General features: G+C 70.4%; 20 protein-coding genes. 16 read left to right on the top strand and 4 right to left on the bottom strand.

What is annotated here, in order from left to right; genetic code table 11:
• Window positions 1-21: 21 nt before the first annotated feature.
• Together K343_RS0115150 and K343_RS0115145 are read left to right on the top strand one after the other, a co-directional pair.
• Window positions 22-1,143 carry a hypothetical protein gene (locus K343_RS0115150; protein ID WP_043112885.1) on the top strand — a complete coding sequence of 374 codons (1,122 nt, stop codon included), beginning with the start codon at window positions 22-24 and terminating at the stop codon, window positions 1,141-1,143.
• A gap of 86 nt (window positions 1,144-1,229) precedes the next feature.
• Window positions 1,230-1,916: a LuxR C-terminal-related transcriptional regulator gene (locus K343_RS0115145; protein ID WP_028008795.1), complete on the top strand. Its 687-nt coding sequence runs from the start codon at window positions 1,230-1,232 to the stop codon at window positions 1,914-1,916.
• On the opposite strand, the gene K343_RS0115140 is transcribed toward K343_RS0115145, so the two are convergent.
• Window positions 1,875-4,523 (bottom strand): hybrid sensor histidine kinase/response regulator, encoded by a 2,649-nt coding sequence (locus tag K343_RS0115140; protein WP_161628906.1) that lies wholly within the window; start codon window positions 4,521-4,523, stop codon window positions 1,875-1,877. The genes K343_RS0115145 and K343_RS0115140 overlap by 42 nt on opposite strands.
• A gap of 162 nt (window positions 4,524-4,685) precedes the next feature.
• Here K343_RS0115140 and K343_RS0115135 point away from each other — a divergent pair, with 162 nt between their 5' ends.
• Window positions 4,686-5,984, top strand: a complete 1,299-nt coding sequence (locus K343_RS0115135; protein WP_028008793.1) for a dicarboxylate/amino acid:cation symporter — start codon at window positions 4,686-4,688, stop codon at window positions 5,982-5,984.
• 17 nt (window positions 5,985-6,001) lie between these two features.
• On the opposite strand, the gene K343_RS0115130 is transcribed toward K343_RS0115135, so the two are convergent.
• Entirely contained in the window at window positions 6,002-7,306 is a 1,305-nt protein-coding gene (locus tag K343_RS0115130; protein WP_028008792.1) for an MFS transporter, read from the bottom strand.
• A gap of 103 nt (window positions 7,307-7,409) precedes the next feature.
• Here K343_RS0115130 and K343_RS0115125 point away from each other — a divergent pair, with 103 nt between their 5' ends.
• Complete coding sequence (locus K343_RS0115125) at window positions 7,410-9,698, top strand: NADP-dependent malic enzyme (protein ID WP_028008791.1); 2,289 nt, start codon at window positions 7,410-7,412, stop codon at window positions 9,696-9,698.
• A 67-nt stretch (window positions 9,699-9,765) separates the two neighbouring features.
• Here K343_RS0115125 and K343_RS0115120 read toward each other — a convergent pair whose 3' ends face one another.
• Window positions 9,766-10,812, bottom strand: coding sequence for a LacI family DNA-binding transcriptional regulator (locus K343_RS0115120; protein WP_028008790.1), 1,047 nt, complete (start codon window positions 10,810-10,812; stop codon window positions 9,766-9,768).
• Between the two features lie 125 nt (window positions 10,813-10,937).
• Window positions 10,938-11,411: an Mpo1 family 2-hydroxy fatty acid dioxygenase gene (locus K343_RS0115115; protein ID WP_028008789.1), complete on the bottom strand. Its 474-nt coding sequence runs from the start codon at window positions 11,409-11,411 to the stop codon at window positions 10,938-10,940.
• Window positions 11,412-11,553: 142 nt separating this feature from the next.
• Between K343_RS0115115 and K343_RS0115110 the strand changes: the two genes are divergently transcribed.
• The 12 genes from K343_RS0115110 (at window position 11,554) to K343_RS0115055 (ending at window position 22,179) form a co-directional block, all read left to right on the top strand.
• A complete protein-coding gene (locus K343_RS0115110) occupies window positions 11,554-12,546 on the top strand; it encodes a helix-turn-helix transcriptional regulator (RefSeq protein ID WP_043112883.1) in 993 nt (330 codons plus the stop codon).
• Window positions 12,543-13,553: a DUF5924 family protein gene (locus K343_RS0115105; protein WP_028008787.1), complete on the top strand. Its 1,011-nt coding sequence runs from the start codon at window positions 12,543-12,545 to the stop codon at window positions 13,551-13,553. The genes K343_RS0115110 and K343_RS0115105 overlap by 4 nt, the downstream gene beginning before the upstream one ends.
• A gap of 64 nt (window positions 13,554-13,617) precedes the next feature.
• A complete protein-coding gene (locus tag K343_RS0115100; protein ID WP_028008786.1) occupies window positions 13,618-13,932 on the top strand; it encodes a rhodanese-like domain-containing protein in 315 nt (104 codons plus the stop codon).
• 404 nt (window positions 13,933-14,336) lie between these two features.
• On the top strand, window positions 14,337-15,698 hold the full coding sequence (locus tag K343_RS22395; RefSeq protein WP_051278514.1) for an OprO/OprP family phosphate-selective porin: 1,362 nt from the start codon (window positions 14,337-14,339) through the stop codon (window positions 15,696-15,698).
• A gap of 25 nt (window positions 15,699-15,723) precedes the next feature.
• Window positions 15,724-16,722 carry a sulfate ABC transporter substrate-binding protein gene (locus K343_RS0115090; RefSeq protein ID WP_028008785.1) on the top strand — a complete coding sequence of 333 codons (999 nt, stop codon included), beginning with the start codon at window positions 15,724-15,726 and terminating at the stop codon, window positions 16,720-16,722.
• 82 nt (window positions 16,723-16,804) lie between these two features.
• Entirely contained in the window at window positions 16,805-17,035 is a 231-nt protein-coding gene (locus tag K343_RS0115085) for a TOBE domain-containing protein (RefSeq protein ID WP_020649126.1), read from the top strand.
• 40 nt (window positions 17,036-17,075) lie between these two features.
• Entirely contained in the window at window positions 17,076-17,294 is a 219-nt protein-coding gene (locus K343_RS0115080; protein ID WP_028008784.1) for a TOBE domain-containing protein, read from the top strand.
• A 5-nt stretch (window positions 17,295-17,299) separates the two neighbouring features.
• Complete coding sequence (locus K343_RS0115075; RefSeq protein WP_028008783.1) at window positions 17,300-17,923, top strand: class II glutamine amidotransferase; 624 nt, start codon at window positions 17,300-17,302, stop codon at window positions 17,921-17,923.
• Between the two features lie 28 nt (window positions 17,924-17,951).
• The gene (locus K343_RS0115070) at window positions 17,952-18,950 is read left to right on the top strand and encodes a sulfate ABC transporter substrate-binding protein (protein ID WP_028008782.1); all 999 of its coding nucleotides are present in this window, start codon (window positions 17,952-17,954) and stop codon (window positions 18,948-18,950) included.
• 78 nt (window positions 18,951-19,028) lie between these two features.
• Window positions 19,029-19,874 carry a sulfate ABC transporter permease subunit CysT gene (gene cysT, locus K343_RS0115065; RefSeq protein WP_043112882.1) on the top strand — a complete coding sequence of 282 codons (846 nt, stop codon included), beginning with the start codon at window positions 19,029-19,031 and terminating at the stop codon, window positions 19,872-19,874.
• 225 nt (window positions 19,875-20,099) lie between these two features.
• The gene (gene cysW, locus K343_RS0115060; protein ID WP_043112900.1) at window positions 20,100-20,945 is read left to right on the top strand and encodes a sulfate ABC transporter permease subunit CysW; all 846 of its coding nucleotides are present in this window, start codon (window positions 20,100-20,102) and stop codon (window positions 20,943-20,945) included.
• Window positions 20,946-21,051: 106 nt separating this feature from the next.
• Complete coding sequence (locus K343_RS0115055; protein WP_028008779.1) at window positions 21,052-22,179, top strand: sulfate/molybdate ABC transporter ATP-binding protein; 1,128 nt, start codon at window positions 21,052-21,054, stop codon at window positions 22,177-22,179.
• The last annotated feature ends 10 nt before the right edge of the window (window positions 22,180-22,189 follow it).

Genomic DNA, 22,189 nt, shown 5'->3' with positions numbered 1-22,189 from the left:
GGCGGCACGAGGAGCACAACGATGAAGGACACCCACACCCTGCGGACCCGCCTGCTGCCGATCGCCGCGCTCGCCGGCCTCTGCCTCGGCCTGCACGGCTGCATCGAGCGCGACGGCCCGGCCGGCACCGACGGCGGCAGCACCGGCGGCAGCACCGGCGGCGAAACGACTGGCGGCGGCAGCACCGACCCGGGCGTCTGCGCCGCACTGCCGGCCGCGGCCACCACTTACAAGGGCGGCGATGCGCTCGGCGAGGAGCTGAGCGTCGCGCTCGATCCGGCGACGCTCGCCTACACCATCACCGTCGACGCCAGCCTGCAGCGCAGCGCCGGCACGCAGCGCAGCGGCACGCTGGTCGCGGTCGACGGCTGCACTTACGAAAGCGCCGAGAACGGCGCGCGCTTCACGATCGGCACCGGCGGCGTGCTGCTCGGCGGCATCGCGGCGCCGCAGGGTTCGGCGGCGACGCCGCTGCTGGCGTTCGCGACGACCTTCAGCAACGCCGACACGCCGACCGTGTTCAATCCGGTCGCGGCCATCTACGACGTCATCGGCGTGACGCGCAGCGGCGCCAGCGACGCGCCGTACGGCGGCGCCGGCCGCATCCGCAACGCCGGCACCTTCCAGCTCTGCGTCGATACCGCCAACGGCGGCTTCATGAGCTACGACGCCGGCTGCGCGAACACCGCCAAGGGTTATCTGAACTACAACGCCACGCGCGGCGCCTTCGATCTCTACGCCACCGACCCGGCCGGCGGCGCCAGCACCAGCGGCGGCACGCTGGCCGGCTCGATGGTGATCGGCCTGGTCGACGGCGCGGCGCTGCCGCTGCAGCTGCTGCGCACGTCGGCGTCCGAGGTCGGCCTGCGTCTCTACGCACCGCAGGCGGCGCTCGCCGCCGGCAGCGCCGACGGCGACTACGCGAGCCTCGACAGCAACGGCGCCAGCGGCAGCGCGAGCTGGAGCGGCACCGCCTTCAGCGACGGCAGCGGCAGCGCGACGCTGGCCTACGACACGCCGGTCGCCGGCGTCGTGCAGGCCAGCGGCACGCCGGCCGGCTGGCTGCTGTACGGCAGCGGCGTCTACGGCTTCGTGCCGGCCGACGGCAGCGGCGCGGCGCTGACGCTGGGCCTGCGCCGCTGAAGGCACCGCTGAAGGCTTAGGCGACGGCGCAGCGGCCGGCTTGCATCGTCGCCGCGGCTGCCACAAGGTAGGGCGACGAGGCCGCCATGAAGATCGTCATCGCCGACGACCACCCGCTGTTCCGCTCCGCCGTTGCGCATGCGCTGCGCGAGATCACCGGCGCGCTCGCGCCGCTCGAAGCGTCGAGCCTGCGCACGCTGGAGGACGCCGTGCACGCGCAGGCCGAGCTCGATCTGGTGCTGCTCGATCTGCACATGCCGGGCGCGCGCGGCTTCTCGTCGCTGGTCTTCCTGCGCAGCGAGCGGCCGGAAGTGCCGGTGATCGTCATTTCCTCGAACGACCATCCGCGCACGATCCGCCGCGCCCAGCAGTTCGGCGCCGCCGGCTTCATCCCCAAGTCGGCGCCGGTCGGACGCATGCTGGAGGCGGTGCGCACCGTACTCGACGGCGGCGTCTGGTTCCCGCCGCTGGCCGCCGAGAAGAGCGAGGACGACGCCCGGCTCGCGGCGCGCCTCGCGCAGCTGACGCCGCAGCAGGTGCGCGTGCTGATGTGCCTGGCCGACGGCCTGCTCAACAAGCAGATCGCCTACGAGCTGGGCCTGGCCGAAAACACCGTGAAGGTCCACGTCACCGCGATCCTGCGCAAGCTCGACTGCCACAGCCGCACGCAGGCGGCGCTGCTGGTCAAGGCGCTGGAGCCGGACCCGCCGCCGGAACGCGAAAGCGGCGACTCAGGCGCCGGCGACGAGCAGACGGCTGACGAGCGCGCGTAGCGCCGCCGGGCGGATCGGCTTGGCGAGAAAGCTCCAGCCGCCGGCGCGCGCCGCCGCCTGCGCCGCCTCGCGATCGGCCGACACGACGATCACCGGCGGTTCGCGCCGCCAGCGCGCGAACAGCGCCGGCAGCACATCGGGGCCGATCGTGTCGCCGAGCCGGTAGTCGAGCAGCAGCAGATCCGGCGCCGTCTCCGGCGCCGCCTGCGCCAGCGCCTCGTCGCCGCCGGCGGCGAGCGTCACCGCGCAGCCCCAGCCCTGCAGCAGCGCGCGCGTCGCCGCGCGCACCGCCGGATCGTCGTCGAGACACCAGATCCGGCGGCCGTGCAGCGGCGAATCGTCGGCGGCGGCCGGCGCCGCTTCGGCGCCAGGGTCGAGCTGGGCGACGCTGCCGCGCGGCACCGTCACCGAGAACACGCTGCCGCGGCCGGGCCACGAGCGCAGGCCGACCGGATGGCCGAGCAGGCGCGCGACGCGCTCGACGATCGCCAGGCCCAGGCCGGCGCCGCGGTCCTGGGCGTTGCGCCCGGTGTCGAGGCGGCGGAACTCCTCGAAGATCGCCGCGCGCTGCGCCTCCGGAATACCGATGCCGGTATCCCAGACCTCGATGCGCACGGCGCCGCCGGCGCGGCGCGCGCCGAGCAGGATGCGGCCGGCCGGCGTGTAGCGGATCGCGTTCGACAGGAAGTTCTGCACGATGCGGCGCAGCAGGTCCGGATCGGTGTGCACGACGGCGCGCGTCGGCACCGCGCGCAGTCTCAGGCCGCGCGCCTGCGCCAGCACGCCGAACTCGCGCGCCAGCGCGCCGAGCAGCGGGCCGAGCGCGACGTCGCGGCGCCGCACTTCGAGCGCGCCGGATTCGAGCCGCGAGATGTCGAGCAGGCCGCCGAGGATCGCGTCCTGCGCGGCCAGCGCGCCGTCGATGCTGTCGAGCAGCGCGCGCGCCTCGGCGTCGGTGCCGCGCCCGCGCAGCGCCGAGACGAACATGCGCGCGGCATTGAGCGGCTGCAGCAGATCGTGCACGGCGGCGGCGACGAAGCGCGTCTTGTAGCGGTTGGCGCGCTCGGCCTCGCCCTTGGCGAGTTCGAGATCCTGGGTGCGCGCCTCGATGCGGCGCTCCAGCGTGCCGGCCAGCGTGCGCAGATCGCGCGCGGCGTTCTTGTACTGCGTGATGTCGGCGTAGCTGGTGACGAAGCCGCCGCCCGGCAGCGGATTGCCGCGAATCTCGATGACCGTGCCGTCCGGACGCTCGCGCTCGTGCAGGTAGGCGGTGCCGGCGCGCAGATGGTCGAGGCGGCGGCGGATCGCCTCCTCCTCGTTGCCGCCGGCGACCAGCAGGCCGCGGCGCGCGTTGTGGCGGAACAGATCCTCGATCGGACGGCCGACCTGCATCAGCTCGGGCGGGTAACGGAAGATCTCGACGTAGCGCCGGTTCCAGGCGACCAGGCGCAGCTCGGCGTCGACCACGCTGACGCCCTGCGGCAGGTGTTCGAGACTGGCGCTCTGGCCGAGCGCCGCGCGGCGCGCCGCCTCGACCACGCTGTCCTGCGCGGTGCGCAGCGCCGCGGCGTGCTGCTTGACCATCTGCTCCAGTTCCTCGCGGCTGCGCTTGCGCAGGCGCGCCAGACGCACGCGGCCCTGCGCGAACAGGGCCAGGAACAGCAGCGCCAGCCAGGCGCCGGCGGCGGCCAGCGCGGCGACGCGGCCGGCGCCGAGCGCCGGCGCCGGATCGCGCAGCAGGTGCAGCGTCCAGGTCTCGCCGGACAGCGGCAGCGTCTGCCACAGCACGTCGCGGCCCGCGCCGGCGCGGGCCGGATCGTCGAGCCGCACGCGGCGGCCGTCGTCGCCGAGCGAGTCCTGCGCGCCGACGCGCAGCGGCGCCAGCGCGCGGCCGGCGTACTGGCGCGTGCGCGCGATCTCCTGCGCCTCGACGGCGGCCAGCGGACGCAGCTCGCGATAGCGCCAGCGCGGGCGGTTGGCGAGGATCACGACGCCGTGCTCGTCGCTGACCAGCACCGTGTCGCGTGCCGCCGCCCACTGCGCCTCCAGTTCCTGCAGATCGAGCTTGATGACAATGACGCCGAGCAGGCTGCCGTCGTCGGCGCGGATCGCCTCGGACAGGAAGTAGCCCGGCACGTTGGTGGTCGCGCCGACGCCGTAGAAGCGACCGCTGCCCTGCGCCGCGGCACGCTGGAAGTACGGGCGGAACGCGTAGTCGTGGCCAACGTTGCTCGCCGGCTCGCGCCAGTTGCTGGCGGCGACGCTGATGCCGTCGCGGTCGAGCAGCGTCAGCGTCGACGAGCGCGTCACGCCGTTGACCTCCTCGAGGCGCGCGTTGAGACGGGCCTGCGCGGCCGCGTCGACCGGCGCCGCCAGCGCGGCGCGCAGTTCGGGATCGAGCGCCAGCACCGCCGGCAGCGTGCGGTAGCGGTCGATGTAGCGCTGCAGCGCGTCGGCGTAGAGGCCGAGCTGTTCGCGGGCCTCGGCGCCGTCCTGGTGCAGCGCGCGCTGCGTCGCCAGCTGCCCGGCGGCGAGCGCCGCCAGCAGTGTGCCGCCGGCGCCGAGCGCGATCAGGCCGACGACGGCGCGCGAGCGCATCGTGCGCAGCCGCGCCCGCCACCGTCCCGCTCGCCTGCCAATGCCCATCGCCGCATTCTAGGGCCCTGCCGGCGCACGGACCGGCGGCGTAGCGCGAAGGTGTTATAGGCAGGCCGGCGCCCCGCTGCCATGCTCCGGACCTCCGCAAGCGCGCCGAGGAACGCCGCCGACATGAGCTCGAAAGCCTCTCGTTTCTACCTGCTGGTGCTGGCGGCGATCGTCGCCGGCGGCCTGCTCGGGCATTTCGCGCCGGACATCGCCGTACAGCTCAAGCCGCTCGGCGATGCGTTCATCGCGCTGGTCAAGATGCTGATCGCGCCGGTGATCTTCCTGACCGTCGTGCTCGGCGTCGCCGGTGTCGCCGACGTCAAGAAAGTCGGCCGCGTCGGCGCCAAGGCGATCCTCTACTTCGAGGTGGTGTCGTCGGTGGCGCTGGTCATCGGCCTGATCGTCGTCAACACGCTCAAGCCCGGCCACGGCTTCGACGTCGATCCGGCGACGCTCGACGCCGGCGCCGTCGCCAAGTACGCGCAGGCCGCGCACGAGCAGTCGACCGTCGCCTTCCTGCTGCACATCATCCCGAAGACCTTCGTCGATGCCTTCACCGGCAACGGCGATCTGCTGCAGGTGCTGCTGCTGGCGCTGATGTTCGGCTTCGCGCTGATGCACATCGGCGAGGCGGCGCGACCGGTCGTCACCGTGCTCGATTCGCTGTCGCAGGCCTTCTTCCGCATGATCGCGATGGTGATGAAGCTGGCGCCGCTCGGCGCCGGCGGCGCGATGGCGTTCACGATCGGCAAGTACGGCATCGACAGCCTCGGCCCGCTGATGAAGCTGATGGGCAGCTTCTACCTGACCTGCGCGCTGTTCGTGCTGATCGTGCTCGGCACGATCGCCCGCCTCACCGGCTTCTCGATCCTCAAGTTCCTGCGCTACATCCGCGAGGAACTGCTGCTGGTGCTCGGCACCTCGTCGTCGGAATCGGCGCTGGTGCCGCTGATGCAGAAGCTCGAAAAGCTCGGCTGCCCGAAGGCCGTCGTCGGCCTGGTCGTGCCGAGCGGCTATTCGTTCAATCTCGACGGCACCAACATCTACCTGACGATGGCGGCGATCTTCGTCGCTCAGGCGCTCAACGTCGAGCTGACGCTGATGCAGGAGATCACGCTGCTGGCGGTGGCGATGCTGACCTCGAAAGGCGCCTCCGGCGTCACCGGCGCCGGCTTCATCACGCTGGCGGCGACGCTGGCCGTGGTGCCGACCGTGCCGGTCGCCGGCCTGGCGCTGATCCTCGGCATCGACCGCTTCATGAGCGAGGCGCGCGCGATCACCAACATCATCGGCAACGGCGTCGCGACCATCGTCGTGTCGCGCTGGGAGCGCGAGCTCGACGTCGCGCAGCTGCGCCGCGAGCTCGACGGCCCCGGTTCGGGCAGCGGCGACTATCCGGCCGCCGCGCCGGCCGGGCACTGAGCGCGCTCGTTCCGCCGTCAGTGCTCGACGATGCGCGAATGCCGGCGGGTGTCCGGCATGGTCGCGTAGACCAGCAGCGAGATCGCGATGCAGGCGCTGACGTACCAGTAGAACCCGCTCTCGTGGCCGATGTGCTTGAACCACAGCGCCAGGTACTCGGCGGTGCCGCCGAACACCGACACCGTCACCGCGTACGGCAGGCCGACGCCGAGCGCGCGGATTTCGGTCGGGAACAGCTCCGCCTTGACGACCGCGTTGATCGCCGTATAGCCGCTGACGATGACGAGCGCCGCCATGATCAGCCAGAACGCGCCGGCCACGTCGTGCACGTTCTGCAGTGCGCCGAGGATCGGCACCGTGCAGACCGTGCCGAGCACGCCGAAGGCGATCAGGATCGGCCGCCGGCCGATGCGGTCGGACAGCGCGCCGACCAGCGGCTGCAGCAGCATGTAGCAGAACAGCGTCGCCGCCGAGACCAGCGTCGAATCGGTCTTCGAGAAACCGGCACTGTTGACCAGATACTTCTGCATGTAGGTGGTGTAGGTGTAGAAGGCCAGCGTGCCGCCCATGGTCAGGCCGACGACGGTCGCCAGCTCGCGCGGATGGCGCAGCAGCTCGCGCATCAGGCTGTGCCCGCGCGGCGCTGCCTGACGCCGGAACGACTCGGTCTCGGCCATGTGCCGGCGCAGCACCAGCGCCACCACGGCGAGCAGCGCGCCGATCGCGAACGGCACGCGCCAGCCCCAGCGCTCCAGTTGCTCGGGCGTCAGCAGCACGAACTGCAGGAGCAGCAGCACGCCGATCGCCAGCAGCTGGCCGGCGATCAGCGTCACGTACTGGAAGCTCGAATAGAAGCCGCGATGCTCGTGCGTCGCCATTTCCGACAGATAGGTCGCCGAAGTGCCGTATTCGCCGCCGAGCGACAGACCCTGCACCAGCCGCGCGACCAGCAGCAGGATCGGCGCGGCGACGCCGATGGTTTCATAGCCGGGCGTGCAGGCGATCGCCAGCGAGCCGGCGCACATCATCGTCACCGACAGCAGCAGCGCCGCCTTGCGGCCGCGGCGGTCGGCGTACCAGCCCATCAGCCAGCCGCCGAGCGGGCGCATCAGAAAGCCGACGGCGAAGATCGCCGCGGTGTTGAGCAGCTGCGTGGTGCGGTCGCCGGCCGGAAAGAAGGCCTTGGCGAAGTACAGCGAGAACGCCGAATAGACGTACCAGTCGTACCACTCGACCAAATTGCCGGCCGAGCCGCTGAAGATCGAGCGCAGGCGCCACGCCGCCGTGCGCGGCGCCGCGCCGGCCGCTGTGTCCTGCGCCATGCAAGCCTCCCCGTGCCTGCCGCTTGCCTATAATCCGCCCACCCCGAACCCCGCGATGGGCGCCGTACGCGTCCACCTTACCGCAGAGCCTCCCCCAGAACCCATGCGCGATCTCAAAGCCCTACGCAAAGCCGCCCTCGATTACCACGAGTTCCCGACGCCCGGAAAGCTGTCGGTCACGCCGACCAAGCAGATGACCAACCAGAGCGATCTGGCGCTCGCCTACTCGCCGGGCGTCGCGGCCGCCTGCGAGGAGATCGTCGCCGATCCGGTCAACGCCTTCCGCTACACCGCGCGCGGCAATCTGGTCGCCGTCATCAGCAACGGCACCGCCGTGCTCGGCCTCGGCGCGATCGGCCCGCTCGCCGCCAAGCCGGTGATGGAAGGCAAGGCGGTGCTGTTCAAGAAGTTTGCCGGCATCGACGTGTTCGACATCGAGCTCGACCAGCGCGATCCGGACAAGCTGATCGAGATCGTCGCCGCGCTCGAACCGACCTTCGGCGGCATCAACCTCGAGGATATCAAGGCGCCGGAGTGCTTCTACATCGAGCGCGAGCTGCGCAAGCGCATGAAGATCCCGGTCTTCCACGACGACCAGCACGGCACCGCGATCATCGTCGGCGCCGCCGTCACCAACGGCCTGAAGGTGGTCGGCAAGAAGATCGACGAGGTGAAGCTGGTGGTGTCCGGCGCCGGCGCCGCGGCGCTGGCCTGCGTCGAACTGCTGGTCGATCTCGGCCTGCCGAAGAAGAACATCTGGCTGACCGACCTCGCCGGCGTCGTCTACGAGGGCCGCACCGAGCTGATGGACCCGAACAAGGCGCAGTACGCGCAGCCGACGTCCGCGCGCACGCTGGCCGAGGTGATCGGCGGCGCCGATCTGTTCCTCGGCCTTTCGGCCGGCGGCGTGCTCAAGCCGGAGATGGTCGCGCAGATGGCGGCGCAGCCGCTGATCCTCGCGCTCGCCAACCCGACGCCGGAGATCAGGCCGGAAGAGGTCAAGGCCGTGCGCGACGACGCGATCATCGCCACCGGCCGCACCGACTACCCGAACCAGGTCAACAACGTTCTCTGCTTCCCGTTCATCTTCCGCGGCGCGCTCGACGTCGGCGCGACGACGATCACGCGTTCGATGGAGATCGCCGTGGTGCACGCGATCGCCGAGCTGGCGCGCCAGGAACAGAGCGACGTCGTCGCCCAGGCCTACGGCATCGAGGACCTGTCGTTCGGCCCCGAGTACATCATCCCCAAGCCCTTCGATCCGCGCCTGATCGTGCAGATCGCGCCGGCGGTGGCGAAGGCGGCGATGGACGCCGGCGTCGCGACGCGGCCGATCGAGGACTTCGACGCCTACCGCCAGAAGCTGCAGCAGTTCGTCTACCACAGCGGCACGCTGATGAAGCCGATCTTCTCGGCGGCGCGCAAGCTGGCCCCGGAGAAGAGCCGCATCATCTTTGCCGAGGGCGAGGAAGAGCGCGTGCTGCGCGCCGTGCAGATCGCCGTCGACGAAAAGCTCGCCAGGCCGATCCTGGTCGGTCGCCCGTCGGTCATCGAGAGCCGCATCGCCCACTTCGGCCTGCGCCTGAAGGCCGGCCAGCACTACGAGGTCGTCAACCCGGACCACGACACCCGCTACCGCGAGTACTGGCAGTCCTACCACGAGCTGATGCAGCGCCGCGGCATCACCGAGCAGTACGCGCGCCTCGAGATGCGCCGGCGCACCACGCTGATCGCCTCGATGCTGCTGAAGAAGGGCGAAGGCGACGGCATGATCTGCGGCACGATCTCGACGACCGGCCGCCACCTGCACTACATCGACCAGGTCATCGGCCGCCGTGCCGGCGCCTGCACCTATGGCGCGATGAACGCGCTGATCCTGCCGGACCGCCAGGTCTTCCTCGTCGACACGCACGTCAACCTCGATCCGAGCGCCGCACAGCTCGCCGAGATCACGATCATGGCGGCCGACGTGATCCGCCGCTTCGGCATCGAGCCGAAGGCGGCGCTGGTCTCGCACTCGAACTTCGGCACCTCCGACGCGCCGTCGGCGGTGAAGATGCGCGAAACGCTGGCGCTGCTGCGCGAGCGCGCGCCGGGGCTCGAAGTCGACGGCGAGATGCACGGCGACTGCGCGCTCGACGAGGACATGCGCAAGAGCATCCTGCCGGCGACGACGCTGCACGGCGACGCCAACCTGCTGGTGCTGCCGAACCTCGACGCCGCCAACATCGCCTACAACCTGCTCAAGACCGCCGCCGGCAACAACGTCGCGATCGGCCCGATCCTGCTCGGTGCGGCGCGGCCGGTGCACATCCTGACGCCGTCGGCGACGGTGCGGCGCATCGTCAACATGACGGCGCTGACGGTGCTGGAGGCGAACGCGAGCAAGTAACAGGTCTCGCGCTTCATCACCGGACGGCGCCGCGAGGCGCCGTCCTGGTTTGTGCCGGCGCGACGCTTCAGGGTGCCGCGGTCGATTCGCGGCGCACCAGCGCGTGGCGCAGCAGGCGCTGCGCCGGTCCGGCGCCGGCGCCGGCGCGCGGACGCCGCTGCAGCTCGTCGACCAGCAGCTCGACGGCGGCGCGCGCCATGGCCGCGATCGGCTGGCGCACCGTCGTCAACGCCGGCCACACCGTCGCGGCGATCAGGCTGTCGTCGAACCCGGCGATCGACAGCTCGGCCGGCACCTGCAGGCCCATGCGATGCGCGACGCTGAGCGCCGCCGCCGCCATGTCGTCGTTGGCGGCGAAGATCGCCGTCGGCCGCGGCCGACGCGCGAGCAGCTTTTCGGCGGCGGCGAGTCCGGAGCGGTAGCTGAACAGGCCGGCCTCGACCGGCGCGTCGGCGGCGTCGAGGCCGGCCGCGGCGAGCGCGTCGACAAAACCCTGCAGGCGCTGCGCGCTGACCGACTGGTTCGGATGGCCGCGGATGAAGCCGATGCGGCGATGGCCGAGCCCGATCAGGTACGCGGCCATCTCGCGCGCGGCCTTGTAGTTGTCCACGCGCACGCTCGGAAAGCTCGCGCCGGCGCGGCCGGCGCCGACCTCGACGGCGATCGCACCGGCGGCGCGGAGCGCGTCGAGCACGGCGGCCGCCTCGCACAGCGGCGGCGGCAGGATCACGCCGCGGATGCCGTCGTTCAGCAGCTTCTGCACCGCGGCGCGCTCGGCCGCCGCCGTCATGCCGCATTTCTCGACGACGAGCTGGCAGCCGCCGCGGCTGCTCGCGTCGAGCGCGCCGAGCAGGAACTCGCTGAGAAAGGCGCTGCTGGGATTGTTGTAGAGCAGGCCGATGCGGTGGGCCTGCGAGCCGGCCAGGCGGCGCGCGGCCGGATTCGGCGCATAGCGCAGTTCCCGGATCGCCGCGTTGACCGCGGCGCGTGTCGCGTCGGTGACGTTGGCGCCGTTGTTGATGACGCGCGACACCGTCATCGGCGAGACGCCGGCGCGCGCAGCGACTTCGCGGATCGTCACGGCCTGCCCGCCGCGGCAGCGCTTCTTTTGCATGGGCTCCGAACGTGACAGGCGTGACAGGATTCTTTCAGTTCGGCGCACGCGCCCGCAAGCGCGGCGGCGCCAACGCAAACGGCCCGCCGGAGCGGGCCGTCACGGGGCGAGGGGAACGACGCGCCTCAGCCGGCGGCGAGCCGGCGCCCGGTCGGAATCGCCATGCGCCGGTAGACCGCGTCGAGCAGCCACAGCGGCCCGATCAGCAGGAACTGCAGGTCCTTGAAGAACGACGGCCGCGCCCGCTCGACGTGATGGCCGATGAACTGGCCGATCCAGGCGACGACGAAGATCGCCAGCGCGACCCAGATCAGCTGCGCGCCGAACGCTGCCTCGGCGGCGAGCACCAGGCGGTAACCGACGAAGAACACCGCGCTCATGCCGAGCGCGAGCTGCCACGACAGACGGAAGTAGTAGAGCAGCACCAGCACGCCGACCACGCTCAGCGCGTTGAGGTAGCCGTGGCCGACCGGAATCAGCTTCAGCGCGCAGGCGATCGTGAAGGCGATCAGCGGCACGCAGATCCAGTGCAGCGTCTTGTTGACCGGGTTGCGGTGGCTGGCGTTGTACTCGTCCAGCCATTGACCGAGCGTTCTCATCGTTCTGGCTCCTCGCGCATGAGTGCGCGTCTCCTATGCTGTTAGTATGGGCAGTGCCCACGCACTGCCCGATAGTAAAAACCGCCCACGGAAATCGGACAGGCCCGTCGTCCGAAAAAAGCAGGAAGCGCTCGAAGCCGGCATGCAAAAGCCCTCCCCCGTCGACGCCATCGATCCGGTCGATCGACTGATCGCCCGCGCCTACCGTTCCGGCCTGCAGGTGCCGGCCGGCCAGTTCCGCGAATGGGCCTTGTCGCAGCTCGCGCGCGTCGTGCCCTGCGACGGCGCGCTGTGGGGCACCGGCAGCGTCTCGCAGCTGCGCTTCCATACCGTCACCGTGCACGGCCTGCCGGCGGAGTTTCCGCGGCAGCTGCAGTCGACCACCGCGATCAACCCGATCATCGCCGAGATCCTGCAGAACCTCGACACGCCGGTCGACATGCGCGACGTGTTCCCGGACGCCGAATTCTTCGCCTCCGAGTTGTACGCGAGCACCTTCGCGCCGTACGGCATCCACCGCATCCTGTCGACCGGCCATCTCGACCGGCGCAGCGGCCTGTATTCGCTGCTGACGCTGTACCGGCGCGACCGCGACGCGCCGTTCAGCGAGCTCGACCGGCAGCGCCAGAAGCGCGTCATCTATCACCTGTTCAACGCCGCCTCGCACTCGTTCTTCCTGCACCTGGCGCGCACGCACGCGGACCGTCCGCCGGGCGCGGCCGGCGCGGTGGTCGACGGCGCCGGCATCTTCCACGAGGCCCAGCCGCGGTTTCTCGACCTGCTCGACGAGCGCCTGCCGAACCGCGAGCCGCAGCGCCTGCCGTTCGCGCTGCCGGCGCCCGGCGAGATCGCGCCGTACGCGGACCTGATGGTGCGCTGCGAGCGGCTCAGCGATCTCTACCTGGTCGTCATGTGGCCGGCCGGACCGCTCGACCGCCTGACCGCGCGCGAGCGCGAGATCGTCTACTGCGTCGCGCAGGGCCTGTCGTTCAAGCAGGCGGCGAAGAAGATCGGCGTGGCGCCGTCGACGGTCGCCAATCACCTGTACCGCGTCTACCGCAAGCTCGGCGTCTACAGCCGCACCGAGCTGGCCAACCTCGTGCATCCGCAAGCGGCGCCGACGCAGGACTCATGAACGCCCGCTTCGACGCCCGCGCGCGGCTCGCCGCGCTGTGGGCGCGCTACAAGCATCTCGTCGCGCTGGGCAGCTTTCTCGCCGGCGTCGCCAGCCTGCTGCTGATCCAGCGCCAGGAGAAAGTCGCGCAGATGCTGGTGATCCTGCTGCCGCTGTCGTGGCTGGCGGCGCTGACCGAACCGTACTGGATGCGCCTCGCCGAGCGCGGCCGCTGGGCGCGCTACTCGCCGGCGCTGCTGCGCTACCTGCTGCAGGCGCTGCACCAGGAGTCCTTCTTCTTCACGCTGCCGTTCTTCCTGGCGACGACCACCTGGACCAGCACGCAGCCGCTGTTCGTGCTGCTGCTCGCCGCCTTCTCGCTGGTGTCGATGATCGACCCGCTGTACTTCGGCCGCGTCGTCGTCAGCCGGCCCCTGCTGTGGAGCTTTCACGCCGCGGCCGGCTTCACGACCGTGCTGACGGCGGCGCCGATGCTGTGGCAGATCACCACCGCGACCAGCCTGTGGCTGGCGATCGGCGCCGCCGCGCTGCTGTCGCTGCCGGCCTTCGCTGCGGCGCTGCCGTGCGGGCGCTGGCTGCGCTGGCCGGCCGCGCTCGCCGGCGCGCTGCTGCTCGCCGGCACGCTCAGCGCGCTGCGCTTCGCGATTCCGCCGTCGACGCTGCGCGTCTACGACGCCCATGCCACGCAGACGCTCGATGCCGAGCACCGCGGCGCCGGCCCGGCCGTCGAGCGGCTCGGCGCCGACGCGCTGCGCGATGACGGCCTCTACGTGTGGACGCCGATCCACGCACCGCGCGGCGTCGAGGAACGCATTGTCCACCAGTGGTGGCACGAAGGCCGGCTGATCGACAGCATTCCGATCGAGATCCGCGGCAGCCGCGAATCCGGCTACCGGACCTGGACGCACAAGACCGCGTTCCCGCCCGATCCGCGCGGACGCTGGGAAGTGCGTGTGGTCACGCAGAGCGACCAGCTGATCGGCGTCGTGCGTTTCCGCGTCGAGTAGCCGCGCGGCCGCCGCGCCGAACGCCCCCTACCGGCATCGCACGCGCCCGCCCTACACTGCCGCCATGAAGATCATTTCCGTCACCGAACTGAAAGCGCAGCTGGCGGCGCAGGCCGTCACGCTGATCGACGTGCGCAGCGCCGACGAACTCGCCCTCGCGGCGATCGCCGGCGCCCGGCACATGCCGATGCACGAGCTGCCGCAGCGGCTCGGCGAGCTCGACCCGGCGGCGCCGATCGCCGTGCTGTGCCACCACGGCGTGCGTTCGGAAATGGCGGGCCGCTTCCTGGAAAAGAACGGCTTCGCCGACGTCGCCAGCGTCGCCGGCGGCATCGACGCGTGGTCGACCGACGTCGACCCCGGCGTGCCGCGCTACTGAAGCGCTCGCCGCAGCCGCGCGCCTGGCCCGCGGCAAGCGGCGGAACCGGCCGGCCGGCCCCGCGTCCGACGGTCCGCACACTTGCCGCCCCGCCGGCACCCTCCCCGGCGCCGTGCCCGGCACCACGCCCGGCGCCGCGCGGCGACGATCCGGCGCGCGACCACGCCCTGCCCCGCGGCCCAGCCTGAAACCGGCCGCGCAGGCCGCGAATCGGCCGCTGCGGCCGAAACCACCCTCGATCACCGCCGCCACGGCGCAGACCGCTGCGGACGCCGGAGCGGGTGTTCCATTGGCACTCTTAAAACTTACAGAACTATAAAAGTCTCCACATATTCTTTTACTGGCCGACTTCGGCCCGGCAGCATGTGCGCACTTTCAGACCTCGTGACCAGGGAGTCGCGTTCATGCCGAAGCACCTCAATACGCACATCAAGCGGAGCATTCCGCGGCTCAGCGTCGTGCCGCTGCTGGCGGCGGCGGTCGGCGCCCAGGCCCAGGAGGCGCCGAGCACCGAACAGCTCGACCAGCGCATCCGCGTGCTCGAGCGCCAGCTCGAGATCCAGAAGGAAGAAAGCGACGCCAGGGCCAAAGCCGCGGCGACCGTGTCGGCCAGCGAGAAAGGCTTCAGCATCAAGTCGGCCAAGGGCGACTACGAATTCAAGTTCCGCGGCCTGCTGCAGGCCGACAGCCGCTGGTACTTCGGCGATCAGGCACCGCGCACTAACGACGGCTTCCTGTTGCGCCGCGTCGAGCCGACCTTCGAGCTGACGCTCGGCAAGTCGCTGTTCTTCCGCATCCAGCCGAACTTCGCGCCGGACAGTGCGACGGTCTCCGACGTCTACGGCGAACTGCGCCTGTCGCCGGCCTTCAACATCCGCGCCGGCAAGTTCAAGGCGCCGGTCGTGCTCGAGAACCTGCAGGCCAGCGCCGCGATCGAGTTCAACGAACGCGGCTTTCCGAACGAACTCGGCCCGAACCGCGACTACGGTGTGCAGCTCGGCGGCACGTTCCTGTCGGGCACCACGAGCTACGCGATCGGCGTGTTCAATGGCGCGCCGGACGGCCGCGACGGCAAGCAGCAGCCGGACAGCGACAACCGCAAGGAACTCGCCGCGCGCCTGTTCGCCGAGCCGTTCAAGAACGACCCGGGCTTCTTCCAGGGTCTGGGCTTCGGCGTCGGCGCCTCGTATGGCGACAAGCAGGGCAGCGCCGAAGCGACGCAGCTCAAGTACCGTTCGCCGGGCCAGAACACCTTCTTCAGCTATCGGGCGGCGACCGGCAGCACGGTCGGCTACGACGGCGCCGAAACGCGCATCAGCCCGCAGGCGTACTTCTACCGCAACGGCTTCGGCCTGCTCGCCGAGTACATCGTCGCGCGCCAGGAAGTGGTGCTCGGCGCCAGCCGCGAGAAGCTCGACAACAAGGCCTGGCAGGCGGTCGCCAGCTACGTCCTGACCGGCGAGGACGCCAGCTTCTCGGGCCTGGGCAAGCCGAAGAACCCGATCGACAAGGGCGGCTTCGGCGCCTGGGAGCTGGTCGCGCGCTACGGCGTGCTCGACATCGACGACGACGCCTTCCCGATCTTCGCCGACCCGAGCAAGTCGGCGAGCAAGGCCACGACCTGGGCGGCCGGCGCCAACTGGTATCCGGTCAACAACCTGAAGGTCGCCCTGAGCTACGCGCAGACCGGCTTCGACGGCGGCGCCGCGAGCGGTGACCGCGAAGACGAAAAACTGCTGCTCACCCGTTTCCAGATCGCGTTCTGAACCCGACGAACGCCAGGAGCTTGTCATGATCAAGAAAATCCTCGCCGCGGCCGCGCTGGCCGTCGCCGTGCCGGCGACTTCGTTCGCCGCCAGCTACCAGCTGCTGAACGTCTCCTACGATCCGACCCGCGAGCTGTACAAGGCCGTCAATGCCGCGTTCGCCGCCGACTACAAGGTCAAGACCGGCGACACGGTGACGATCCAGCAGTCGCACGGCGGCTCGGGCAAGCAGGCGCGCGCCGTCATCGACGGCCTCGATGCCGACGTCGTGACGCTGGCGCTGGCCGCCGACATCGACGCGATCGCCAGGAACGCCAAGGCCCTGCCGGCGAACTGGCAGTCGCGCCTGCCGCACAACTCGTCGCCGTACACCTCGACGATCGTCTTCCTCGTGCGCAAGGGCAACCCCAAGAAGATCAAGGACTGGGACGATCTCGTGAAGCCGGGCGTCAGCGTCGTCACGCCGAATCCGAAGACCTCCGGCGGCGCGCGCTGGAACTACCTCGCCGCCTACGCCTACGCGCTGAAGAAGCACAACGGCGACGACGCCAAGGCGCGCGAGTACATCAAGGCCCTGTTCAAGAACGCGCCGGTGCTCGATACCGGCGCCCGCGGCGCGACCACGACCTTCGTGCAGCGCGGCATCGGCGACGTGCTGCTGGCCTGGGAGAACGAGGCCTTCCTGTCGCTCGAGGAGTTCGGCGCCGACAAGTTCGAGATCGTCGCGCCGTCGCTGTCGATCCTCGCCGAACCGCCGGTCGCAGTGATCGACAAGAACGTCGAGCGCAAGGGCACGCGCAAGGTCGCCGAGGCCTATCTGCAGTACCTGTACACCGACGCGGCGCAGGAGATCATCGCCAAGAATCACTACCGTCCGACCAATCCGGCGGTGGCGGCCCGCTACGCCGACCAGTTCCCGAAGCTGAGCCTGGTCACGATCGCCGACTTCGGCGGCTGGACCCGGGCGCAGGCGACGCACTTCGCCGACGGCGGCGTCTTCGACCAGATCTATCTGAAGAACTAGCGCACCCCGGTGGTGGGCGGGACGGCCGCACGCACGCGACCGCCCCGCCGCCCTTCTCGAATCCACCATGGAGCACTCCCCCATGTCCGTCACCGCCATCAACACCCGCAACCAGTTCAAGGGCAGCGTCGTCTCGATCAACCGCGGCCCGGTCGTGTCCGAAGTCGAAATCGAGACGCCGGCCGGCATCATCAGCGCCGTCATCACGACCAGCTCGATCGACCGCCTCAAGCTGCGCATCGGCGACAGCGCGCTGGCGCTGTTCAAGGCCACCGAGGTGCTGATCGCCAAGATCGGCGACCAGGCCGCGTAGCCGCTGGCCTTTCTTCGCATCCCCCGACCGGAGTCCGTCCGTGAGCGTCACCGCCATCAACACCCGCAACCAGTTCAAGGGCAGCATCGTCGCGATCCATCGCAGCCCGGTGATGTCGGAGATCGAGGTCGAGACCCCGGCCGGCATCATCAGCGCGGTCGTCACCACCAGCTCGGTCGAACGCCTGCCGCTGCGCATCGGCAGCGATGTGCTGGCGATCTTCAAGGCCACCGAAGTGCTGGTGGCGAAACTGGGCTGACGCCGATGTGCCTGATCATCCACAAACCCGCCGGCGCCGAGATTCCCGCCGATCTGCTCGCCGCCGCCGCCGTGCACAACGGCGAAGGCTGGGGCCTGATGGGCTTCGACGACGGCGGCCGCGTGCTGATCGAGAAGCGCGCGCGGGTCGACGTCGACGAACTGATCGACATCGAGCGCGCCTACCGCAGCGCCGAGTACGTCCTGCATCTGCGCCGCCAGACTCGCGGCGGCAGCGGCATCGACAACGTGCATCCGTTCAAGATCGTCGATGGCGTCTGGCTGATGCACAACGGCACGCTCAAGCTCGAAACGCGCGTCGCCGGCAAATCGGATACCTGGCACTTCGTCAGCGACGTGCTGCGGCCGCTGGCGCAGCGTCACCCCGGCCTGCTCAGCGACTACGCCTTCATCCAGGTGCTCGAACACGGCCTCAAGGCCGAGAACAAGCTGGCGCTGCTCGACCAGCGCCTGCGCCGCATCGTGCTCGTCAACCGCGCGCACGGCGCCGAGGTCGACGGGCTCTGGCTCAGCAACACCCGCTGGCTGGATCGTCGGCGCTATCCGCTGGCCCGGCCGCTGCAGCCGCAGGAACGCCAGTACGGCGCCGACGAGCTGCGTTTCGTCTGAACCGATCCGTCCCTTCCGAACCCCCGCCATGAAAATCTGGATCCGCACCCTCGCCGCCGCCGCGCTCGGCCTTGCCGCGCCGTTCGCGCAGGCCGACACGCCGCTGCTCAACGTGTCCTACGACGTCGCCCGCAACTTCTACCGCGACTTCAATCCGGCGTTCGTCGCCGACTGGAAGGCCAGGACCGGCACGAGCGTCGGCATCGACCAGTCGCACGGCGGCTCCAGCAAGCAGGCGCGCTCGGTGATCGACGGGCTGGAGGCCGATGTGGTGACGATGAACAACCCGCTCGACATCGACGCGATCGCCAAGGCCGGCGTGCTGTCGCGCGACTGGGCGAACCAGTTCCCGCACGGCGCCAGCCCGTCGTGGTCGCCGATCCTGTTCCTCGTGCGCAAGGGCAACCCGAAGGCCATCCGCGACTGGAGCGATCTCGTCAGGCCCGGCGTGCAGGTCGTGATCCCGAATCCGAAAACCTCCGGCAACGGCCGCTACAGCTATCTCGCGGCGTGGCAGTACGCGCGCCGGCAGCCCGGCGGCAACGACACCGCGGCGCGCGCGTTCGTGACCCGGCTGTTCGCCAACGTGCCGGTACTCGACACCGGCGGCCGCGGCGCGACCACGACCTTCGCCCAGCGCGGCATCGGCGACGCGCTGCTGACCTTCGAGAACGAAATCCGCCTGATCCAGAAGGAACTCGGCGCCGACCGCTTCGAGGTCGTCGTGCCGTCGCTCTCCGTGCGCGCCGACAACCCGGTCGCCGTGGTCGACAAGGTCGCCGCCAGGAAGGGACACGAGCAGCTGGCGCGCGCCTATCTCGAATTCCACTTCAGCCCGGCCGGCCAGGAAATCATCGCCCGCAACGACCTGCGTCCGGTCGACGAGGCGGTGCTGCAGAAGCACGCCGAGCGCTTCCCGGCGGTGCAGGCCTTCACCGTCGCCGAAGCCTTCGGCGGCTGGCCGAAGACCCAGGCCACGCATTTCGCCGACGGCGGCGTGTTCGACCAGATCTATGCACAGCGCTGATCGCCGTCCTCACGCAGCGCTGCGCGGCGGCGGCGCGCCCGGCGCCGCCTTCGTTCCGTCCGTCACGAGTTCCATCTCATGAGCGCCATTGTCCGATCCCGCACCCGAACCGTGATTCCCGGTTTCGGCCTGACCCTCGGCTACACCCTGCTGTACCTGAGCCTGCTCGTCCTGATCCCGCTCGCCGGCGTGTTCGTCCACGCCGCCGGGCTCGGCGCCGAAGGCTACTGGCACGTCGTCAGCTCGCCGCGCGTGCTCGCCGCGCTGAAGCTGAGCTTTGGCGCGGCGCTGGCCGGCGCGGCGATCAACGCCGTGTTCGGGCCGCTGATCGCCTGGGTCTTCGTGCGCTACGAGTTTCCCGGCAAACGCTTCTTCGACGCCGTCATCGATCTGCCGTTCGCGCTGCCGACCGCGGTCGCCGGCATCGCCCTGACGGCGCTTTACGCCGGCAACGGCTGGATCGGCCAGTATCTCGAACCGCTCGGCATCAAGGTTGCGTACACGCCGCTCGGCATCATCATCGCCTGCACCTTCATCGGCCTGCCGTTCGTCGTGCGCACCGTGCAGCCGGTCCTGCAGGACGCCGAGAAGGAGCTGGAGGAAGCCGCCGCCTCGCTCGGCGCCAATCGCTGGCAGACCGTCACGCGCGTGATCCTGCCGACCGTGCTGCCCGCCGCGCTGACCGGCTTCGCGCTCGCGTTCGCACGCGCGGTCGGCGAATACGGTTCGGTGATCTTCATCGCCGGCAACCTGCCGATGGTCTCGGAGATCGCGCCGCTGCTGATCATCATCAAGCTCGAAGAATTCGACTACGCCGGCGCCACCGCAGTGGCGAGCGCGATGCTGATCCTGTCGTTCGCGCTGCTGCTCGTCATCAACGGCCTGCAGGCCTGGGCGAGGCGGAGACACGCGCATGTGCGCTGAACCATCGCGCCGCCGAGCGCGCGGCCGCGGGGCGTTCGGCCTCGCCCGGCATGACGCAAGGTCGTGCCGGGTGAACCGGACGCCGGGCCGGAGCCCGTTCAGGAACCGCCGTCGCGCCACGGACGGCCAGACCCACGCTTCGAGTACGCCCGCATGAGTACCATCACCGATGCGACGCTGCAGGACCCGCCGCGCCTGCCGCCGGAATTCAAGCAGGGGCCGCTGATGCGGCGCAACGCGGCGGTCACCGAGGCGCCGTGGGTGCGCTGGACGCTGACCGCGGTGGCGCTGCTGTTCCTGCTCGGCTTCCTGTTCCTGCCGCTGATCGCGGTGTTCGTCGAAGCGCTGCGCAACGGCGTATCGGCCTACTTCGCCGCGCTCGTCGAGCCCGACGCGCTGGCGGCGATCCGGCTGACGCTGCTGACCGCCGCGATCACCGTGCCGCTGAACCTGGTGTTCGGCGTCGCCGCGGCCTGGGCGATCACCAAGTTCGAGTTCCGCGGCAAGTCGCTGCTGATCTCGCTGATCGACCTGCCGTTCTCGGTCTCGCCGGTGGTCGCCGGCCTGATCTACATCCTGATCTTCGGCGCGCAGGGCTGGGCCGGGCCGTGGCTGATGGAGCACGGCATCAAGGTCGCGTTCGCGGTGCCGGGCATCGTGCTGGCGACGATCTTCGTGACCTTCCCGTTCATCGCCCGCGAGCTGATCCCGCTGATGCACGAACAGGGCACGGAATACGAGCAGGCGGCGCTGTCGCTCGGCGCCAGCGGCTGGCAGACCTTCTGGCGCGTCACCGTGCCGAACATCCGCTGGGGCCTGCTCTACGGCGTGCTGCTCTGCAACGCGCGGGCGATGGGCGAGTTCGGCGCGGTCAGCGTGATCTCCGGCCACATCCGCGGCCAGACCAACACCATGCCGCTGCACGTCGAGATCCTCTACAACGAATACCAGTTCTCGGCCGCGTTCGCCGTGGCTTCGCTGCTGGCGCTGCTGGCGCTGGTGACGCTCGGCCTCAAGGCCTATCTCGAATGGCGGCACGGCGACGAACTCGTGGCGACCCGTCGCCACTGATGTCGTCCCGACAGGCACCGCGCCGTTCGGCGGTCCGGACACTCACTGGACGTCCGGCCGATCGCCTCACCGGCGCGGATTTTCAAAACCAGCGGAATCGATGCACATGGAAATCAAAGTTCGCGGCATCCACAAGGCCTTCGGCAGCTTCCCCGCGCTCGGCGGCGTCGATCTCGACATCGCCTCCGGCGAGCTGGTCGCCCTGCTCGGCCCGTCGGGCTCGGGCAAGACCACGCTGCTGCGCGTGATCGCCGGCCTGGAGTTTCCCGACCGCGGCGCGATCGTGTTCGGCGAAGAGGACATGGCCGGGCGCCCGATCCGCGAGCGCCGCGTCGGCTTCGTGTTCCAGCACTACGCGCTGTTCAAGCACATGACGGTGCTCGACAACGTCGCCTTCGGCCTGCGCGTGCGCGAACGTCGCGAGCGGCCGCCGGAAGCGCTCATCCGCGAACGGGCCCGCGAGCTGCTCGAACTGGTGCAGCTCGGCGGCCTCGACCAGCGCTATCCGGCGCAGCTGTCGGGCGGCCAGCGCCAGCGCGTGGCACTGGCGCGCGCGCTGGCGATCGAGCCGCGCGTGCTGCTGCTCGACGAGCCGTTCGGTGCGCTCGACGCCAAGGTGCGCAAGGACCTGCGCCGCTGGCTGCGCCAGCTGCACGACAAGACCGGCGTGACCACGATCTTCGTCACGCACGACCAGGAGGAGGCGCTCGAACTCGCCGACCGCGTCGTCGTCATGAATCGCGGCCGCATCGAGCAGGTCGGCACCACCGACGAGGTCTACGAGCAGCCGGCGACGCCGTTCGTGTTCGACTTCCTCGGCAATACCAACGTGCTGCCGGGCGAGGTGCGCGGCCGCGAGGTCTACGTCGACGGCCAGGACACGCCGATCGTCACCGCCAGCCTGCACGGCTCCGGCCCGGTCGACGTCTACGTGCGGCCCGGCGACCTGCGCGTCACCGAGCCGGGCGCGCCCGGCTTCGACGCGGTCATCCGCAGCACGCAGCGCACCGGCCCGATCCTGCGCTGCGAGGCGGTGACCGCATCCGGCCAGGCGATCGAGATCGAGGTGCCGCATTTGCACTACGACACGCAGACCCTGCGTCCGCAGCAGCACGTGCGCCTGCGCCTCAACCAGTTCAGTGTTTTTCCGCGGCAGACACGCAACCGCGACGGCACGCTGCCGGACGTGGTGCCGAACGCGCCGGCCGAGTACCGCGCCCGCGGCCGCGCCTGAGCGGCCCGCG

This window comes from Solimonas flava DSM 18980 (genome assembly GCF_000426685.1).
In the GTDB taxonomy this organism is placed as follows: Bacteria; Pseudomonadota; Gammaproteobacteria; order Nevskiales; family Nevskiaceae; genus Solimonas; species Solimonas flava.
Note: the sequence above shows the minus strand (reverse complement) of the source record. Positions and strands in the feature narration are given on the sequence as shown.

Excerpts from the sequence above, each read along its gene's own strand:
- K343_RS0115150 (WP_043112885.1), top strand. The coding sequence starts at position 22 with ATGAAGGACACCCACACCCTGCGGACCCGCCTGCTGCCGATCGCCGCG.
- K343_RS0115145 (WP_028008795.1), top strand. The coding sequence starts at position 1,230 with ATGAAGATCGTCATCGCCGACGACCACCCGCTGTTCCGCTCCGCCGTT.
- K343_RS0115135 (WP_028008793.1), top strand. The coding sequence starts at position 4,686 with ATGAGCTCGAAAGCCTCTCGTTTCTACCTGCTGGTGCTGGCGGCGATC.
- K343_RS0115130 (WP_028008792.1), bottom strand. The coding sequence starts at position 7,306 with ATGGCGCAGGACACAGCGGCCGGCGCGGCGCCGCGCACGGCGGCGTGG.
- K343_RS0115125 (WP_028008791.1), top strand. The coding sequence starts at position 7,410 with ATGCGCGATCTCAAAGCCCTACGCAAAGCCGCCCTCGATTACCACGAG.
- K343_RS0115120 (WP_028008790.1), bottom strand. The coding sequence starts at position 10,812 with ATGCAAAAGAAGCGCTGCCGCGGCGGGCAGGCCGTGACGATCCGCGAA.
- K343_RS0115115 (WP_028008789.1), bottom strand. The coding sequence starts at position 11,411 with ATGAGAACGCTCGGTCAATGGCTGGACGAGTACAACGCCAGCCACCGC.
- K343_RS0115110 (WP_043112883.1), top strand. The coding sequence starts at position 11,554 with ATGCAAAAGCCCTCCCCCGTCGACGCCATCGATCCGGTCGATCGACTG.
- K343_RS0115105 (WP_028008787.1), top strand. The coding sequence starts at position 12,543 with ATGAACGCCCGCTTCGACGCCCGCGCGCGGCTCGCCGCGCTGTGGGCG.
- K343_RS0115100 (WP_028008786.1), top strand. The coding sequence starts at position 13,618 with ATGAAGATCATTTCCGTCACCGAACTGAAAGCGCAGCTGGCGGCGCAG.
- K343_RS22395 (WP_051278514.1), top strand. The coding sequence starts at position 14,337 with ATGCCGAAGCACCTCAATACGCACATCAAGCGGAGCATTCCGCGGCTC.
- K343_RS0115090 (WP_028008785.1), top strand. The coding sequence starts at position 15,724 with ATGATCAAGAAAATCCTCGCCGCGGCCGCGCTGGCCGTCGCCGTGCCG.
- K343_RS0115085 (WP_020649126.1), top strand. The coding sequence starts at position 16,805 with ATGTCCGTCACCGCCATCAACACCCGCAACCAGTTCAAGGGCAGCGTC.
- K343_RS0115075 (WP_028008783.1), top strand. The coding sequence starts at position 17,300 with ATGTGCCTGATCATCCACAAACCCGCCGGCGCCGAGATTCCCGCCGAT.
- K343_RS0115070 (WP_028008782.1), top strand. The coding sequence starts at position 17,952 with ATGAAAATCTGGATCCGCACCCTCGCCGCCGCCGCGCTCGGCCTTGCC.
- cysT (WP_043112882.1), top strand. The coding sequence starts at position 19,029 with ATGAGCGCCATTGTCCGATCCCGCACCCGAACCGTGATTCCCGGTTTC.
- cysW (WP_043112900.1), top strand. The coding sequence starts at position 20,100 with ATGCGGCGCAACGCGGCGGTCACCGAGGCGCCGTGGGTGCGCTGGACG.
- K343_RS0115055 (WP_028008779.1), top strand. The coding sequence starts at position 21,052 with ATGGAAATCAAAGTTCGCGGCATCCACAAGGCCTTCGGCAGCTTCCCC.